This window comes from Micromonospora sp. CA-259024 (assembly GCF_050936255.1).
In the GTDB taxonomy this organism is placed as follows: Bacteria; Actinomycetota; Actinomycetes; order Mycobacteriales; family Micromonosporaceae; genus Micromonospora.
Window position 1 is genome coordinate 3141643 of record NZ_JBNJND010000001.1, and the last position, 17238, is coordinate 3158880.

The window sequence follows — 17238 nt, forward strand, 5'->3', positions numbered from 1 at the left end:
AGTTCGCTTGGAGTTTCCGTTCAGGCCACGCAGAAGCAGATCACACGTTCCCCGGTCGTTGAATAGCGCGACCGGACGAGATGGCGATCTCCACATCGGGCGGTCCGGGGCACCGGTTCGCCCGAAAGCCATCGATCGTCGTCACCACCTGCAATTTTGTCGTCACTCTACGGCGTAGTCTCGACGCCGCGATTCCCCCGGATCAACCCCTATGTCTTTTCTGGATGACATTTAGGAGTGCGGGATGCAGCGCGCCGTTCCAGCCGGCCCCCGCGTCCGCGAGACGCCAGGTCCGCAGCCACATCTCCACCAGGTACGCGTCGGCGACGAGCCGGCGCCGCGGCGCGTCGAGGCCGAGCCGTTCACCGTGCCGGGCCAGTTGCCCGTCCACGGCCGACGCCGCGACGTCGGCCGGCTCACCCCGCAGCACCAGAGCACGCTGGAACGCGTCGTGCGCCAGGTCGAAGCCGACCGGCACGTCGGGCCCGCTGTGCTCCCAGTCCCAGGCGACCAACTGGCCGGCGTGCCAGCCCAGGTTCCACGGCACCCAGTCACCGTGCCAGTGGCCGAACTCGACGCTGGTGTCGCCGTGCCGACGAGCCAGCGCGGAGACAGCGCTGACCGCCCGCGCACCGGTCGGCTCGGCCGCCGCGGCCCGGCCGGCCTGGTCGGCCAGCCGGGTCAGGAACGTCGACCCGGCCAGTGGTCGGGGCGTACCCGCCGGGCCGCCGCGCCGGGCGACCGCGAGCAGCGCCGCGATCCGCGGTGGGTCGTCGACCGGCACGCCGCGTACCGCCGGTGGCAACGGCTCGATCACCGCGACCACCTGGCCCGCCCACGTTGTCTCGGTGAGCAGCCTCGGCGGCGTGGGATGGTCGGCGACACCCACCACCGCGCGCAACGCTCGCAGCGCCGCCGCCTCGGCGGTGACCAGCGCGCGGGTCGCGTCGTTCCAGCCGATCTTCGCATAGCCACGCGGACGACCATCGGCGCTGAAGAGTTGCAGGGTGGGCTTGCCGTTCGGGTCGGGTGGGCGGACCCCGCAGGCGGCCAGGAGTGGCCTGCCGCCCAGATCGGCCGCGAGCCGCTCGGTCAGCAACAGATCGGCCGCCGACGCCCCGGCGGGCACCGAGACGGTCAGCGTCGGAAAGGGTGCCAGCCCCACCCCGCCGAACCGGGCCAGCCCACCGAGCACCGCCCGCAGCGCGCGCACCTTCGGCGGCCGCAGGGCGTTGTACGCCAACAGCGACGCCGCCCCGGCCCGGGGCGCGCCCAACGGCACCAGGAACCGGGCCCGGGCGACCGACGGCACCACCGCGTACCGGGCCACCGCCTGGTGACCGGCCGGCGGGGTGCCGCCCACGGTCAGCGCGACCCGGTCGTCCGGGAAGACCGCACGGCTCACCCAGCCCAGACCGTCCACCCGGGAACGCGGGTCCGTGGCCGGGCCGACCTGTGTCGTCACGCCGCCCGGTCCGCCCAGTCGAGGTCCAGCCCGAGCCGCTGACGCAGCGCGTCGTTGTACGGCCGGTAGTACTCGGTCAGCTCGGCGCGCACCGCCGGCTCCAACGGCGACGAGCGCCGATCGTTGTAGACCTTGAAGTTGGGCAGGTCGTACGCCGGTAGCCCGAGGAAGTCGAGGGTGCGCCGGTAGGTCGCGCGGGAGTCGCGGTACAGGTCCTCGCTGGGCAGGAAGAGGATCTGCCCCCGGTCGAAGCGCTCCAACCACGGCTCCAGGTGCTCCAGGTAGCGCCCCCTGGCCCGGTACGTGTACCAGTCGTACGGTTCGCTGAACGACTCCGGTTCGGCGATCAACCGCTCCCGCTCCCCCGCCGTGCGCTCCGGCTCGGCGGCCAGCGCGGCGCCGAAGTCCAGTGGTTCGATGCCGTGGGTGCGGCGTTCCTTCCAGTGCGAGTACGCCCGCTCCACCGGGTCCCGCAGCAGCACGATCAGCTTCACCGTCGGCATCAGCGCGGCGACCCGCTGCGCGGCGAGGGGGTGGAACATGTACAGCGGGGCTGCCTCACCGACCCGAACCGGGCCGCCGTGCCGCTTGGCCAGGGCCTCCCGCTGCCGTTCGGTCGGGAAGTGCGAGCGGTACCAGGCCTCGCCGCGACCCCAGTGCTCCTCGAAGTAGTGCGCCGACTTGGTGTTCCACGCGGGAAAGAGCCTGGGCACCAGCGGGTGCTGGATCAGGTAGTTCCACAGCGAGGTGGTGCCGCCCCGCTTGGTCCCGATGATCAGGAAGTCCGGCAGGGGCCGGCGATCGCTGGTGCGCACCCCGTAGTCGACGAGCGACTCCTTCACCCGGGTGGTCACCTGCGTCGGGACCAACTGCTTGACCCGGTCACGGATGGACGCCACGACGGACCTCACCTGCCTCTCGTCGATGCCGGGGCGGGGTCGACGGCCGTAGCCGCGTCATCCCCTCCACGGATCTGCCTCATGGTCCCCCGGATGCCGGCGCGCACCCGGGGCAACGTCAACATGCCGACGCAACCGGCCAACAGCACGCCCAGCGCCACGGCCAGGCCGGGCAGGCCGCGCCCACCCGCCAGCACACCGGCGCCGGCCGCGAGGCCCACACCGGCTACCGTCGCCGCCGCTGCGCGCACCAACACGGTGTCGAACAGCGGCTCTCGGACCACCGACCGGGCGAACCCGGCGGCGGTGAGGTTCTCGGTGGCGATGCCGGCGGCCCAGGCCACCGCCGCGCCCGTGGCGCCGTACCCGGGGATCAGCCAGAGGCCCAGCGAGACGGTGACCGTCAACCCGGCCACCGTGGCCACCAGATGCAGCCCGCTACGCCCGCCCATGAGCAGCAGGCTCTGCACGTTGCCCACCCCGGTGTTGACCAGCATCGCCAGTGCGAGGACCGTCATCGCCGGCACGCCAGCGGCGAACTCCGGCCCGAACAGTTGCAGGAAGGCCAACGCGAAGACCGCCAGCAGCAGATACACCGGCCACGACAGCACCAGCCCCCAGGTGGTCAACTGCCGGTGCACGGCCGCCGCCGCGGCCCGCTCGCCGCGCCCGAGCAACCGGGACAACTGCGGTGACACCGCCACCCGCAGCCCCTGCATGGCCAGCTGACCGGCCAGCACGTACCGGCCGACAGCGCCGAACACGCCAGCGTCCGCCGGCCCGGCCAGCACCGAGGTGAGCAGCACGCCGACCCACATGCTGCCCGCGTCGATGGCCGCCGAGGCGGCCCGGGGCAGCGCGAAGCGCCAGAACGTCGACCAGTCGGTGCGGTTCGGACGCAGCGCCGCGCCCCGAACCAGTCCGAGCGGGCCGGCGACGAGGGTGAGGCAGACCAGCAGCGCCAACGCCGCCGGCACCAACCAGCCGGTCATACCGGCGAGCAGGCCGCCGCCGGCCAGCGTGGCGGCGCCGACCAGCACCGGGCGCGCCACCGGCAGCAGGAGGAACTGCACCCCGACGTACGCCCGGATGGACCGCACGCAGCGCAGCGCGGCCAACAGCAGGGTCATCGCGACCACCACCGGCACCGCGGCGAACGTGACCGTGAGCAGGGCCTCGCCGCTCGCACCGGAGCCGCCCAACAGCCGGGGCGCGAGCGCGTCGGCGGCCAGCACACCGGCACCGGCGACCAGGAGCCCCGCCAGCAGCGGCGGGATGAGGGCCACCGGGAGCACCCGGGCCGCGTCCCCGCCCGCGCCGACACGGCGTCGGGGCAGCGCCCACATCAGACCGGTCTCCGCGCCGAGCGTGCAGACCGCGGTGGCCACGGTGACCACCCCGATCGCGGCGAAGAACGCACCCGCGCCGGCCGTGCCGTACCCCCTGGTGATCACCACGGCCAGGACGAAGCCGAACAGACCGCTGGTGGCCGCGCCGAGCAGCCCCGCCACACCGCTGCGCGCGCTGCGTCGGGTCTCGGCCGTGCCGACGTCGGCCACGCCGGCGGTGACCGGCGGGGCGGTCACCGGTGCCGAGTCGGCCGGACCGACGGGCGGCCTCGTCGCGGCGGTCACGCCGGCACCGCCACGGGCCGTGCGGGCAGCGGGCGCCGCCCGGCCGACCGCTCCCGTTCACTCAGCGCCATCGCGAACGCGACCGCGAAGAACGCGACCGCCAGGTTCTGGTTGGCCATGCCATAGAACGGGATCTGCACCAGACAGACCACCGGCACCACCGCCAGCCACTGCCCGGCCGCCGAGGTCGCCCGCGCGCAGATCACCGCGGCGGCGACGAACCAGGCCAGGAAGCAGATGAGCGCGGGTACGCCGTGACTGAACAGCACCATCCACAGCTGCCCCTGGGTGCCGATCGGCGCCGCCGCCGAGACGGTGTCGACGTTCACCGGCGCGCCGTAGCCCAACCACGGCGACTCCTGCACCCGGCGGATCACCTCGGTGTAGAGCGAAAGCCGGTCGGTGTTGGTGTCACTGGAGTCGACCCGTTTGCTGATCAGGTCGGTGATCGGGATGAACAGCGTGGCCAACGCGCCGATCACCACCACCCCGACGATGGACGCGGCGACCCGGATGTTGCCGCGCAGGCTGGCTCGCACCCCGAGCACCGCCAGCCCGGCGCCGAGGCTGAGGAACATCGCCCGGTTGAGGGTGAGGAACGCCGGCGCCAGCGACAGCGGCAGCGACGCCAGCAGCGCCCAGCGCAGCAACCCCCGACGGCGCAGCATCGCGAAGGCCACCACGCAGGGCAGCGTCATGGCGTACGCGCTGCCGTAGTTGTTGGTGTACGCGAACGGCGCCGCCGGTCGGTAGATCGGGTTGAGCGAACGGGCGCTGTACTCCGCAGTGGTCAGGTGCACCATGTCCTGGATGAACGGGGTGCGGGCCACCCCGGCGGGCAGCAACATCTCCATCGGGGTGGTCATCGCCAACCGGGGCACCAGCACCCCGAGCCAGCCCAGCGCCACCAGCCCGAACCAGAACGCACAGATCGGGGTGAGCACCGCCACCAGGCTGGCGCGTTCCCGAGCCGCGGCGTAGACGTAGACCCCGACCACCAGCGCCGTCAGATAGAAGGCCAGGCGCAACGCGAACGTGAGCAGCGAGGCCGGCGACGACAGCTGGGTGGCGCTGACCACCACGATGGCGAGGAAGAGCAGCCAGATACCGGCCGCCGGCGGCAGCGGCACCCGCCCCCGGGTGAGCAGCAACGCGAACAGCAACGCACCCAGCAACGGCCAGCCGAGGTAGAACGCGCCGAGAAGCCACCAGAGCGGCACCAGGCCGAACATCAGCGACAGGGGCCAGATCGGCAGCCGGGGCGGCACGGGCGGTGGCACCGGCGCGACGGCGCCCGGGTCGTCCCCGGGCGGCGGTTCCGTCGCCGGGGCGCGGGTGACCGACACGCTCAGGCCCGGCCGTTCCGCGTGAGCACGAAGCCCAGCGGGGTGACCCCGGCGGCGCGCAGCCGCTCCACCAGGCGTCGCAGGTCACTCTGCCGGGTGCGGTCGCGCTCGACGACCACCACCGCACTGCCCTGCCGGGCCACGGCGACACCGCGCTCGTCGGACTCCGCCGGCGGGGCGTTGAACAGCACCAGGCCGTGGTCCGCGCCTTGGCGCCAGGTGCCGAACCGGACGCTGCCCACGCCCACGGCCACCTCGTCCGGGGCGACGACCCGACCATTCTCGGGTCGGGCGGTCGACACCCGGGGCAGCGTCAGCGTCGCGTCCGGGTCGGTGGACGGGCGGGCGCCAGGCGGGTGCGGGGAGGGCCGGCGAGCGGCCGCTCCGTCCGCGGCGCCGGCGGCGGCCGGGGTACTCCCGGCCGGTCGGGGCTTGGGCACCAGCGGCCGGGACGGGTCGATGGGCAGCCGCCCCCGGTCGGCGAGCACGCTGGCGCGCAGCCGCTCGGTGCGCCCGCTGTCGTCGGCGACGAAGACCTCCCGGCCGTCGGCGGCGAGCGCCACCGCGAGCCCGGCGGTGAGCGCGGTAGCGTCCTCCCGGGCGGTGACCAGCGCCACCCGGGCGGGCTGACGGACCCGCTCGGCGACCGCCATCGCCACGTACCGGACGTCGGCGTCGACCGCCCGGGGGCTGCCCCGGAACGCCGGCCGGCGCACCGTGCCGAGCAGCGGCAGGCCGGTGGCGTCCCGGCCGTCGGCGACCGAGCGGACCCGCCGGTCGGTCGACTCCCAGGCGTACGCCAGCACGATGCCGACCAGCGCGCCGCCGAGCAGGCCGGCGACCAGGTAGAGCGGCCGGTTCCCGGCGGAGGTGACCAGCGCCTTCTCGGCGGTCTGGGTGACCCAGCCGGGGTTGACGTCGACCGCGGCGATCTCAGTGCGGGCGGCGTTGAGCTGGGTGAGCTGGTTGTTGATCCCGGCCAGCTCGGCAACGAGAGCATCACCGGCAGCGGTGTCCTTGGCGGTGTTCGCCCGCTTCTGCAGCGCGGTCTGCTGAGCGACGACCTTGGTGATGCTGGCGTCGTAGGAGCGCAGCATCTCGGCGCGCTGCTGCTCGTACATGGTGCGTCGCACATCCAGGTAGGCCTGGGCGGCCATGTTGGCGCTCTGCACCGCCCGGTGCGCGTCGCGCGCCTGGTAGGTGAAGCGCAGGATCTGCCCACCGGTGGGCACCTCGACCTCAAGGGCGTCGCGGACGTCACGCGGGTCGGCGCCGGCCGAGTCGGCGAGCCGCTGCACCACCTCGGTGCCGGTGGCGATGCCGCTCTCCACGTTCATGTTGACCGCGCGGTCGGCACCCGCACCGCTGGGGGTGAACGCGTCGGTCACCACCGGTCGGACGGCCACCACGGCGCTCGCGGTCAGCGCCGCCGGCACCAGCAGCACATAGCCGAGCGCGGCGAGCAGACCGACCATGGCCACCGCCACCACCAGCCGCACCCGGTGCATCGGCACCCGCAGCAGATCGGTGAGTGTCACGGCGCGGTCGGTGCCGGAGGACGAGCTGTCCGTGGGCCAGGGGCCGGGAGCTGCATCAGTCATGGAACTTCTTCACCGTCTGTTGAGGATTGCCAACGACCACCACACCGGGTGGTACGTCCGTGCGGACCACCGTCGCCGCGCCCACGACGCTGTCCCGGCCGACCCGCACGCCCTTCAGCACCAGGGCGTGCGCCCCGACCCACACGTTGTCCTCGAGGACGATCGGGGCACGGGTGGCCGGGCTGGGCGGTGCGTGCCGCTGCTCGGGCGGCAGGTTGTGGAAGTCGTTGTCGAGCAGCTCGCAATCCGACAGGAGGCACCGGTCCCCCACCGTCACCGACGCCCAGGTGCCGATCCAGGTGGCGTTGAGCAGACAGTCGGCGCCGACGCGTACCTCACCGGGGCCTGCGAAACGGACGAGCTTGTTCAACCGGGTGCGGTCACCGATGGTCACCCGCACGCCTCGGCGCAGCCGGATCCGGCCACGGATCTCCACGTCCCGGCCCAGCGTCAAGCCCCGGTAGCGGAGCCGGTACCAGCCGCGTTTGACCGCGAAAACCAGACGCACCGCGCGTCTCGTACGGATGCCAGCGGCGTCGAGCAACGACCCTCCCCACGTCGCGGGGCCGGCGGCGGTGGTGCCCGCCACCGGCCCAACGTGAACAATCTACCGATGCTCCGTTACGAACGGTTGACCGTTACTGTACGGAGAAGAACGTCGATGGGGTGGACCAGGACAACTCCGGCGTCGCGGTGCTGATGACGGTCGCCGTGGCGCCATTGACCACCGCGGTCGGCGCGGCCGTCGGGTCGAACGCCACACTGCGCAACGCGCCGTCGGTGGCACCGTAGACGATCCGGCCGCCCACCCAGGCCATGCCACGCACTCCGGACCAGGTCACGCCGGTGGTCGGCAGGGTGAACTCGGTGGCACCGAGGTAGTTGCCATCGATCTCGAAGTACCGGTAGTAGAGGTTGTTGGTCCCGGTACGGGTGTAGTAGAGCCGACCGTCGAGGAAGAAGGCACCGGTCAGCGCCGCCGGGTTGTACCAGTCGTTGTAGCCGGAGGCCTCCCACGGCGAGCCGATCGCCCCGCCGTTGAACAGCGAGATGTCGATCCGGCTGCCGGTGGGCGTGCCGGCCACCGTGTGCGCCCAGTAGATCCGGTCGGCCACCCGCCAGGTCGCGCCGGCCGCCGTGTACGCGGGCTGGCTGACCGTGGTCGGGGTGCCGAGCGCGGTGCCGTCGAACGGCACCTTGGCCACGGTGCCCGCGGCGGTGCTCAGGTAGAGGTTGCCGGTGGTGGCGGTGGGCGGGTTCTTCGGGGTGAAGGTACGCCCGCCGGCGAGCGGGAACATGCCCAGCCGGCCGTGGTACTCCTCGCCCATACCGTCGGAGTTGTGCCCGAAGTAGAGGCCGTCCGAGCCGCGCCAGAGCACCGGCACCGAGGAACCCCAGTTGCTGGTGCCCGAGGGCATCGAGGCGCTGCCGCTGCGGCGCGGGTTCCAGTTCACCGGCATGCCGGTCGCCGGGGTGACGGCGGCGATGCCGAGCCGGTCGACCGCGCCCGGGCCGGCGCTGTCGCTGGCGTTCGGGTTGTTGACCCAGCGGAAGTGCCCGCCCAGGTAGATCACGTTGTCGGCCACCTCGACCGAGGTGATGGTGTCGTTGCCGGTGTAGTCGGCCCAGGTGGCGAGCAGGCCGCTGCCCCGCGCGGCGGTCTCGAAACGAACCAGGGCGTCGCAGTACGCGGCCGGCCAGCCACCGCCGCCGTTGGTGCCGACGACGAACCAGCTGCCGTCGCCACCGAACTTCACGTCCTGTACGTAGTGCACGAAGGTCGCGGGCGCGGCGCACGGCGGCACGAACTTCTCGGTGCTCCAGTCGAGCAGCGTGGGCGTCCCGGACACGTCCACCAGCGCCATCTGGTTGCGCGGCAGGTCGTTGACGAGCGTGAAGTTGCCGCCGATGACCAGGGTGTCGGCGTCCGGCGCGACGTCGATGGTCCAGACGTACGACGTGGTGCCGTGCCGCCCCACCGTGGCGTCGATGGTGAAGCTCGGGTCGATCGCGCCCGTGGTCGCGTTGAGCCGGCCGAGACCCGAGTGCGCGGTGCCGTTGAGCCAGTTGAACGCACCGGCCACGTACAACCAGTTGCCGTCCAGCGCCAGGTCACGGACCGTGCCGCCGTCGGAGCGCCCGACCCAGCTGTCGATGATCGCGCCGGTCGACGGGTTGAGGGCCACCAGGTTCTTGCGGGAGACCCCGTTGACGTTCTTGAAGGCGCCGCCGACGATCAGCGTGCCGCCGGGGCCGGCGAGGAGCGTGTTGACCGCGCCGTCGAGCACCGGCAGGAAGGTGGTCGACATGGTGCCGGTGGTGCGGTCGTACGCGAAGAGGTAGCGCTGCGTGATCCACGCGGAGCTGGCAGTCTGCCGGAGTTGGGTGAAGCTGCCGCCGACGAAGACCGTGTTGCCCACCTGCGCGAAGGCACGGGTTTCGCCGTCTCGCGCATGCGGAGTGAGGTCGGCGGGGTTCGCCGAGACCAGGGTCGCCGTCTCCGGGACCGGTACCACCGCTGCCGACGTGCTGGTGGGCACGCCCAGAACCGCGGCGACGATCGCCAACGCGACCGCCCCCGCCCGAACACGACGTCGACCTACGGAACGCCACAAGTGCGGGAGTTTGGGCACGCTGCGCCTCCAAGATGGATGAGAACCCGAGGTAGCGTGCCTCGTCCAGCCTGGTAAACAAAATCCGCCGATTGGGCGGTGCGTGAATCTGCTAGCCGACAGAACGCCGGAGGGTCGGATGTCCGACTCCCGGTGAACGGCGTCCGGTCAGTGCCTCGCTGTGATCAGCGGCCCCCTCCGGTGGGTTGCCGCAGGTACGGGTCGCGCCCGGCCTGCGCGAAGCCGGCCACCGCCGAGGCGTCGTGGTTCATCGTCATGTCGCAGGTCGCCGTCCGGCTGGTCATGCCGGGCGAGTTGAAGTAGATGGCGGCCTTGATCTTCGGGTGCGCCTTGAGCGCCGCCGGGAACTCCTGGAACCAGCGCTGCTTGGCGCCCGGGTCGGCGGAGTTGAAGTTGGTGCCGAACTCGGCGAGCATCCGCGGCTTGCCGGCGCCAATGCCGTTCTCGTCCAACCAGCGGTAGAAACCACCCACCGTCGTGCTCGGACTCTTCCACACCGTGCTGCCGTTGCAGACGTGGAAGTTGTACGGGTCGTAGGCCACCCAGTCGACGTAGTGGTCACCGGGGTACAGGCCGGCGTACCGGGAGTAGTGGCCGGACCAGCCCATCATCGTCCAGACCCAGACCGCGTTGGTCGCGCCGGCCTTGGCGAACCGGTCGTAGACGTAGCGCCAGGCCCGGACGAAGTCGGCGTCGCTGCCCTTGGCCGGCTCGTCCTCCGGCTCGTGGTCGAAGCCCATGAAAACCGGCACGCCAGCGGCACGGATCCGGCCCGCGACCGCGTCGATGGTCCCGTCCTGCCGGCCGCTGTAGACATCGGACCACTTCAGGGTCGTGCCGGCGGAGAAGTCGCGGGACTCCCAGGCGAAGAACATCAGCCGACCCTCGCGCATCTGCTGCTGCTCGTACACGTCCGGGAAGGCACCGTTGCTGCCGGCGTTGGAGAAGTCGTGGTAGCGGTGGACGATGTCGAACTTGCGCCCGACCTGCGTCTCCACGTCGGCGACAGCCTTGCCGTGGTCCCAGCCGCCGCCCGCCCCGGCGGGTGAGTACATCCCCCACCAGGCGCCGCAGGAGGGGACGAGCTTGTCCGACACCGAGCCGCACCGGCCGGCTGGCAGGGTGCCACTCGCGCTCGGGGTCGCCGTCCGGCTCGGGGCGACGGTCGGCGACGGCTTCGGCGCGGCGGTGGTCGGCGACGCGCTCGGCGACGGCGGCGGCGCGGGCCGGGTGGTCGTCACCGGCGACGGGCGGGCCCCGATGTCGTAGGTGATCACCAGGCTGGGGCGCAGGTCCGGGTTGCGGTTCTCGACCGACGCCCAGTAGATCCGGCTGTCCAGGCCGCTCTGGGTCAGCGAGACCGTCCAGGTGCCGTTGCCGGTGACCAGCTTGGAGATGTCCCACTCGTTGAAGCCCGTGGACACACCGGTCACGCTGTCCAGCACGTCACCGGCCGACGCCGGGGCCGGCCGCGCCTCACGGGCGCTCAGGGGCGAGGCGTGCGCCGTCACCGTGGCGGGGAACTGCTGCCAGGCGTGCACCCGCAGGGTCGCCCGCACGTTGACGGCGGCGGCCGGCACGGTGGTCACCGCGAACTCGATGACGGCCTCGCGGCCACCGCGTGGGTTGCCGTCGCAACGCGTCGGGCAGGTGGCCAGGGTCGTCTTGGCGGAGTTGTCGCCGTCCTGCGACACCGCGGTCGCGGTGGTGTCCGCCGCCGCCCGGATCGACAGGTCGTCGCTGGCCAGCAGGGGCATCATCGTGGCCACGATGCCGGCCACCACCGAACCGCCGACCACGCCGATGGCGATCGCCTTGCGCCGGGGACCGTTGCGGAGCCGGGTGATGCGGTGCAGTCCGTGCCTGGTCAAGGAAACTCCCTGTGTCTGCGGCCGTAACGGTGAGCAGCGTATCGATGACCAGGGCACGTCGTGGGTAGGACAGTTTTCCGTAAGCGCGTCTTAACCCTCAGCTAAGGTACGGGTGGTCCAGGTGATCGACTCGTGCTCCCTGAAATCGTGGTGTCCTAAGGACGGCGACAGGCCGACTTCATGACATCTGAGTGGATCATGCGGATGCGGGGCGAGCCTCGCACACCACCGGGCCGGGCGGCCCGTCAGCCAGCGCGAGCCGCCGTCAACGCGGCGGCCATCGCCGCCCTCGGCGCGGGCACGCCGGTGAACTGCTCGAACTGCCCGACCGCCTGGGCCAGCAGCAGGTCCAAACCGGACACCACCCGCAGGCCGGCCGCCTCGGCAGCCGCCGCCAGCGGGGTGGGCCACGGGTCGTAGAGCGCGTCGAAGAGCACCGTGCCCGACCGCCAGGTCACCACGCCGGCCAGCGGGTCGGCGACCCCCTTCGGCACGGTGGAGACGACCACATCAGAGGTGGAGAAAAGCCGGGGCGCATCGGTCCATTGAGCGGGCGCCAGCGCGACACCCAGCGCGTCCGCCACCGGCCGCAGCTCGTCGACCGCCTCGGCCCGGCGGGCCACCACCGTCACCGACGAGCAGGCCAGCTGCGCGGCGGCCGCGAGTGCGGCGCGGGCCGTCCCACCGGCGCCGAGTACCGTCACGGTGGCGCCGGCGGACACTCCGGCGTCGGTGAGCACCTGCACCATGCCGGCGACGTCGGTGTTGTCCGCGTACCAGGAGCCGTCCGGACGGCGTACCAATGTGTTGGCCGCGCCGACGGCGGCGGCGACCGGCGAGGCGGCCTCGGCCACGGCGAGCGCCGCCTCCTTGCCCGGCATGGTCACCGACAACCCGGCCCACTCCGGGCCCAGGCCGGCGACCAGATCCGGCAGCTCCGCCGCCGCGCACTCGATCCGGGTGTACGACCACCCGGTCAGCCCGGCGGCGGCGTACCCGGCGGTGTGGATCACCGGGGAGAGGGAGTGCGCGATCGGCTTGCCGAGCACCGCGGCCCGTCGTCGGAGCGCCATCAGATAATTCCGGCCTCCCGGGCCTTGGCCTCGTTGCGCTGGTGCTGCTCGTAGGTCTCCGCGAACTCGGAGTGGCCCTGCTTGTCGATCGCCACGAAGTAGAGCCACTTGCCCGTCGGCGGGGCCATCGCACCTGCCAAGGCTTCCTTACCCGGGTTGTTGATCGGGGTGGGGATCAGGCCGCGCAGCTTGCGGTTGTACGGGTTTTTCTGGTCGTCCAGCTCGGCCGCCGTCATCTGCTTGGACGACTTGGTGGGCTTGCCGATCGACTCCAGGTAGTAGTTGACCGTGACGTCCATCTCCAGGCAATTGCAGGGGAACTCGCCGTACGCCCGGTTGTAGGCCACCCGGGCGACCTTGCCCAGGTCGTCCTTGTTGCCCGCCTCGGCCTGGGCCAGCGACGCCACGATCAGCGCCTCGTACGGGCTGATGCCACCGCGTTCCTTCTGCACCCGGTCGGCGAACTTCATCTCCTCGGTCACCGCGAGGAAGTTGTCCACCATGAGCTTGAGGATGCTCTCCGCGGTGGCCTTCGGCGGGATCTCGTACGTGTCCGGGTAGAGGAAGCCCTCGACGGACTTGACGACCTTCTTGCCGTCCCCACGCGTGAACCACCAGTCCGGAACGCCGAGCGCCTCCGGGTCCTTCGCGGCGGTCTGGAAGTCCTTGACCGGGATCTTGGTCTTCTCGGAGAGCAGCTTGTAGATGTTGAAACTGGTCCGACCCTCGGGGATGGTCAGCCCGTTGACGATCTTGTTTTTCAGGTCGAGCATCGCGGTGACGGCGCTCGCGCCGCTCATCTGCTTGCGCAGCTTGTACGTGCCCGGCTGGATGTTCTTGCTGCGCGAGTCGGCCTCGGCGGCCTCGATGAACGCCTTCTGGCTCTTCACCACGTCGGCCGCCACGAGGGCGTCGGCCATGTCGGCCAGCAGTGCGCCCTGCTTGATCTCGACGGTGACCTCGCCAGCGCCGGCGCCGTCGTAGTCAGGGGTGACGAAGTAGTTCTGGATGCGGTCGAAGCCGTAGAAGGCGCCGCCACCGATGGCGCCCAACAGGACCAGGGCCATCAGCAGAGCCAGGAATGTCTTGCCCCGACCGCCACCGGACTTACCGTTGCGCTTGCGGAAGCCGCGCCGGTGCCGGCCCTTCTCACCCCGCTCCGGCTCGTCAAACCCAAGATCCAGATCGTCGATCATTACGTCCGCCTCCGCTGCGCGTCCAGCCAGCTCTGCAGGATCTCCACCGCGGCCGCCTGGTCGACAACCGCACGTTGACGCTTACCTCGGACGCCACGCTCGGCAAGCCTACGAGAGGCGACGACGGTCGACATCCTCTCGTCAGTGAGCGTTACCGGGACGGGCGCTATCACATCGACCAGTCGGTCAGCGTACGCCTTCACGTGGACGGCCGCAGGACCGTGCTTGCCGGCGAGATTGACCGGAAGGCCGACGACAACGCCGACGGCCTCGTGCTCGGCCACCAACGCGGCCAACTCCGCGAGGTCGCTCGGCACGGCGTCCGGCGCCGCCGTGAGATCACGAGCCAGGGTGACCAGCGGCGTTGCCAAGATCCCGTCCGGATCCGAGCGGGACACCCCCACCCGCACCTGACCGACATCCACGCCGATCCGCACACCGCGCGTCAGCTCAGTCACCGGTAGTCACCCTGGGGGTCAGACGAGCCAGGGCGGACCAAATGGTCCGCCCTGACTGACAGTGATCGCCCATCACGCTTCAGTGATCGCCTTCTCGACGGTGAGCAACAGGTTCGGCGCCTCGGCCGCGGGCAGGCCGCCGCCCTGAGCCAGGTCGGGGCTGCCACCGCCGCGTCCGGAGAACGCCGCCTTCACCAGCTCCGAGGCGGCCAGGCCCCGACTGCGCGCGGCCGCGTTGACCGCCACCACCAGGGACGCCTTGCCGTTCGACCGGGCCGCCACCGCGACCACCGCCGGCCGCGCCGGGTCGATCTTGCCGCGGATCTCCTGGGCCAGGGTGCGCACGTCGTTGCCGGCCGCGCCCTCCGGCGCCTCGGTGCCCACGTACGCGACCCCCCGCACATCCTTGGCCTGCGCCGCGAGCGCCGCCGCCCCGCCCAGCACCAGTTGGGCGCGCAGCTTCTCCAACTCCTTCTCCGCGTCCCGGAGCTGGGTGACCGTCTGCTCCACCCGGTCGGCGACCTGATCGTTGGGCACCCGGTACAGCTCGGCGAGCCGGGAGACCAGCAGGTGCTCACGGGCCAGGAAGCCGAAGGCGTCCATGCCGACCAGCGCCTCGACCCGACGGACGCCGGAGCCGATCGACGACTCGGAGAGGATCTTCACAAGGCCGAGCTGGGCCGAGCGGGCCACGTGCGTACCGCCGCACAGCTCCCGGGCGTAGTCACCCACCTCGACGACCCGCACCTCCTCGCCGTACTTCTCGCCGAAGAGCGCCATCGCCCCGATCCGCCGCGCCTCGTCCAGCGAGGTGATGAAGGCGTGCACCTCCAGGTCGGCCAGCAGCACCTCGTTGACCTGCTGCTCGACGTCGCGCAACACACTCGGCGACACCCCGGTCGGGGTGTTGAAGTCGAACCGCAGCCGACCGGGCGCGTTCAGCGACCCAGCCTGCGTGGCGGACTCGCCGAGGAAGTTCCGCATGGTCTGGTGCACCAGGTGGGTAGCGGTGTGCGACCGGGAGATCGCCCGACGCCGAGTGGTGTCGATCTCGGCGTAGCCGGTTTCACCGGCGCGCACCTCACCCCGGATCACCCGGGCCCGGTGCACGATCAGGCCGGGCACCGGCTGCTGCACGTCGAGCACCTCGACCTGCCCGCCACCGACCGTGATCATGCCCTGGTCGGGCTGCTGGCCGCCGCCCTCGGCGTAGAACGGGGTCGTGTCGAGCACCAACTCGATGGTGTCGCCCTCGGTCGCCGCCTGACGCGGGCCGTCGGCGCCGAGCAGCGCCCGCACCGTCGACTCGCGAGCCACCTCGCTGTACCCGGTGAACGTCACCGGGCCACCCGAGTCAAGCACCGACCGGTACGCCGACAGGTCGACGTGCCCCGTCTTGCGGGCCTGCGCGTCCGCCTTCGCCCGGGTCCGCTGGTCGGCCATCAGCCGGCGGAAACCCTCGTCGTCGACCGCGAGGCCCTGCTCCGCGGCGATCTCCAGAGTCAGGTCGATCGGGAAGCCGTACGTGTCGTGCAACTGGAACGCCTTCGCCCCGGACAGCGCGGTGCCACCCGCGGTGCGGGTCTCGGCGATCGCGGTGTCCAGAATCGTGGTGCCGGCACGCAGGGTGGAGAGGAACGCCTCCTCCTCCGCGTACGCGTAGTCCGCGATCCGGTCGAAGTCGGTCGCCAGCTCCGGGTAGGACGGGGCCATGCAGTCCCGGGCGACCGGCAGCAGCTCGGGCAGCGCCCGGTCCTGCCAGCCGAGCAGCCGGATCGACCGGATCGCCCGGCGCATGATCCGGCGCAGCACGTAACCGCGGCCCTCGTTGCTGGGGGTCACACCGTCGCCGATCAGCATCAACGCCGTCCGCACGTGGTCGGCGATCACCCGGAGACGTACGTCGTCCGGGTGCGACTCGCTCGCCACGTGGCCGGAGTGCGCGCCGTACCGCTTACCGGTCAGCTCCGCCGCCCGGTCCAGGATCGGCCGGACCTCGTCGATCTCGTACAGGTTGTCGACGCCCTGCAGGATCGAGGCCATCCGCTCCAGGCCCATGCCGGTGTCGATGTTCTTCGCCGGCAGGTCACCCAGGATCGGGTAGTCGTCCTTCGTCGTGCCCGGACCCCGCTCGAACTGCATGAAGACGAGGTTCCAGAACTCCATGTAGCGGTCCTCGTCGACCGCCGGGCCGCCCTCTCGGCCGTACTCCGGACCCCGGTCGTAGAACAGCTCGGAGCACGGACCGCACGGTCCGGGAATACCCATCGACCAGAAGTTGTCCGCCTTGCCCCGACGCACGATCCGCTCGGCCGGCACCCCGACCGAGCGCCAGATCTCGTACGCCTCGTCGTCGTCGAGATACACCGTCGGCCAGACGCGCTCCGGGTCGAGCCCGAACCCACCGTCGGCCTGCGACTTGGTGACCAGGTCCCACGCGAGCGGGATCGCACCGGCCTTGAAGTAGTCACCGAAGGAGAAGTTGCCGTTCATCTGGAAGAACGTGCCGTGCCGGCTGGTCTTGCCGACCTCGTCGATGTCCGGGGTGCGGATGCACTTCTGCACACTGACCGCCCGCTGGTACGCGGGAGTCTGCTGCCCCAGGAAGTACGGCACGAACTGCACCATGCCGGCGTTGACGAACAGCAGGTTCGGGTCGCTGATGGCGGGCAGCGGAGCGGACGGCACCACGGTGTGGCCATTCGCCTCGAAGTGCGCGAGGTACCGCCGCTTGATCTCCGCCGTCTTCATCGCTGGTGTTCCTCCGGAAAGATGTCTCGATCGCCGATTCGCGGGTCTTCCCGCAGGTCGGCGAACTGATCGTCGAACGCCTCGCCCTGGGCGAACGCCTGGTGGATCTCCTGCTCGCGTTCGGCCATCCCAATCCGGACGTCCTCCACGAAGCTACGCAGCGACTCCACGAGACCGCCAGCGGATTCCGTCACGGTGCTGGCAATGCCGGCCGGCGTGTACGCCTGGGCGGTCCGGGTCGCCTTGCGGACCACGACCACACCGACGGCCAGCCCGATACCGAGCCAGAACAAGCGCCTCATGTCTCGCTA

General features: G+C 71.4%; 13 protein-coding genes. All 13 read right to left on the bottom strand.

The window, feature by feature from the left end:
• Positions 1 to 202: 202 nt before the first annotated feature.
• Positions 203 to 1465 carry a hypothetical protein gene (locus ACQEUX_RS13680; protein ID WP_433046533.1) on the bottom strand — a complete coding sequence of 421 codons (1263 nt, stop codon included), beginning with the start codon at positions 1463 to 1465 and terminating at the stop codon, positions 203 to 205.
• Positions 1462 to 2364, bottom strand: a complete 903-nt coding sequence (locus ACQEUX_RS13685) for a sulfotransferase domain-containing protein (RefSeq protein WP_433049816.1) — start codon at positions 2362 to 2364, stop codon at positions 1462 to 1464. The genes ACQEUX_RS13680 and ACQEUX_RS13685 overlap by 4 nt, the downstream gene beginning before the upstream one ends.
• Positions 2365 to 2372: 8 nt before the next feature.
• Positions 2373 to 3998 (bottom strand): lipopolysaccharide biosynthesis protein, encoded by a 1626-nt coding sequence (locus ACQEUX_RS13690; RefSeq protein WP_433046535.1) that lies wholly within the window; start codon positions 3996 to 3998, stop codon positions 2373 to 2375.
• Positions 3995 to 5278 carry an O-antigen ligase family protein gene (locus ACQEUX_RS13695; protein ID WP_433049819.1) on the bottom strand — a complete coding sequence of 428 codons (1284 nt, stop codon included), beginning with the start codon at positions 5276 to 5278 and terminating at the stop codon, positions 3995 to 3997. Before ACQEUX_RS13695 ends, ACQEUX_RS13690 begins: the two co-directional genes overlap by 4 nt.
• A 68-nt stretch (positions 5279 to 5346) precedes the next feature.
• Positions 5347 to 6945 carry a lipopolysaccharide biosynthesis protein gene (locus ACQEUX_RS13700; protein WP_433046538.1) on the bottom strand — a complete coding sequence of 533 codons (1599 nt, stop codon included), beginning with the start codon at positions 6943 to 6945 and terminating at the stop codon, positions 5347 to 5349.
• The gene (locus tag ACQEUX_RS13705) at positions 6938 to 7489 is read right to left on the bottom strand and encodes an acyltransferase (protein ID WP_433049822.1); all 552 of its coding nucleotides are present in this window, start codon (positions 7487 to 7489) and stop codon (positions 6938 to 6940) included. The genes ACQEUX_RS13700 and ACQEUX_RS13705 overlap by 8 nt, the downstream gene beginning before the upstream one ends.
• 94 nt (positions 7490 to 7583) lie before the next feature.
• Complete coding sequence (locus ACQEUX_RS13710; RefSeq protein ID WP_433046541.1) at positions 7584 to 9512, bottom strand: hypothetical protein; 1929 nt, start codon at positions 9510 to 9512, stop codon at positions 7584 to 7586.
• A 230-nt stretch (positions 9513 to 9742) separates the two neighbouring features.
• Entirely contained in the window at positions 9743 to 11449 is a 1707-nt protein-coding gene (locus ACQEUX_RS13715) for a glycosyl hydrolase (RefSeq protein ID WP_433046544.1), read from the bottom strand.
• A gap of 245 nt (positions 11450 to 11694) precedes the next feature.
• Positions 11695 to 12522, bottom strand: a complete 828-nt coding sequence (locus tag ACQEUX_RS13720; protein ID WP_433046547.1) for a shikimate dehydrogenase — start codon at positions 12520 to 12522, stop codon at positions 11695 to 11697.
• Positions 12522 to 13718, bottom strand: coding sequence for an endolytic transglycosylase MltG (mltG, locus tag ACQEUX_RS13725; RefSeq protein ID WP_433046549.1), 1197 nt, complete (start codon positions 13716 to 13718; stop codon positions 12522 to 12524). The genes ACQEUX_RS13720 and mltG overlap by 1 nt, the downstream gene beginning before the upstream one ends.
• Entirely contained in the window at positions 13718 to 14176 is a 459-nt protein-coding gene (ruvX, locus tag ACQEUX_RS13730; protein WP_433046552.1) for a Holliday junction resolvase RuvX, read from the bottom strand. The genes mltG and ruvX overlap by 1 nt, the downstream gene beginning before the upstream one ends.
• 72 nt (positions 14177 to 14248) lie before the next feature.
• On the bottom strand, positions 14249 to 16927 hold the full coding sequence (gene alaS / locus ACQEUX_RS13735; RefSeq protein WP_433046555.1) for an alanine--tRNA ligase: 2679 nt from the start codon (positions 16925 to 16927) through the stop codon (positions 14249 to 14251).
• A complete protein-coding gene (locus ACQEUX_RS13740; RefSeq protein WP_433046558.1) occupies positions 16924 to 17229 on the bottom strand; it encodes a hypothetical protein in 306 nt (101 codons plus the stop codon). Before ACQEUX_RS13740 ends, alaS begins: the two co-directional genes overlap by 4 nt.
• Positions 17230 to 17238: the final 9 nt, after the last annotated feature.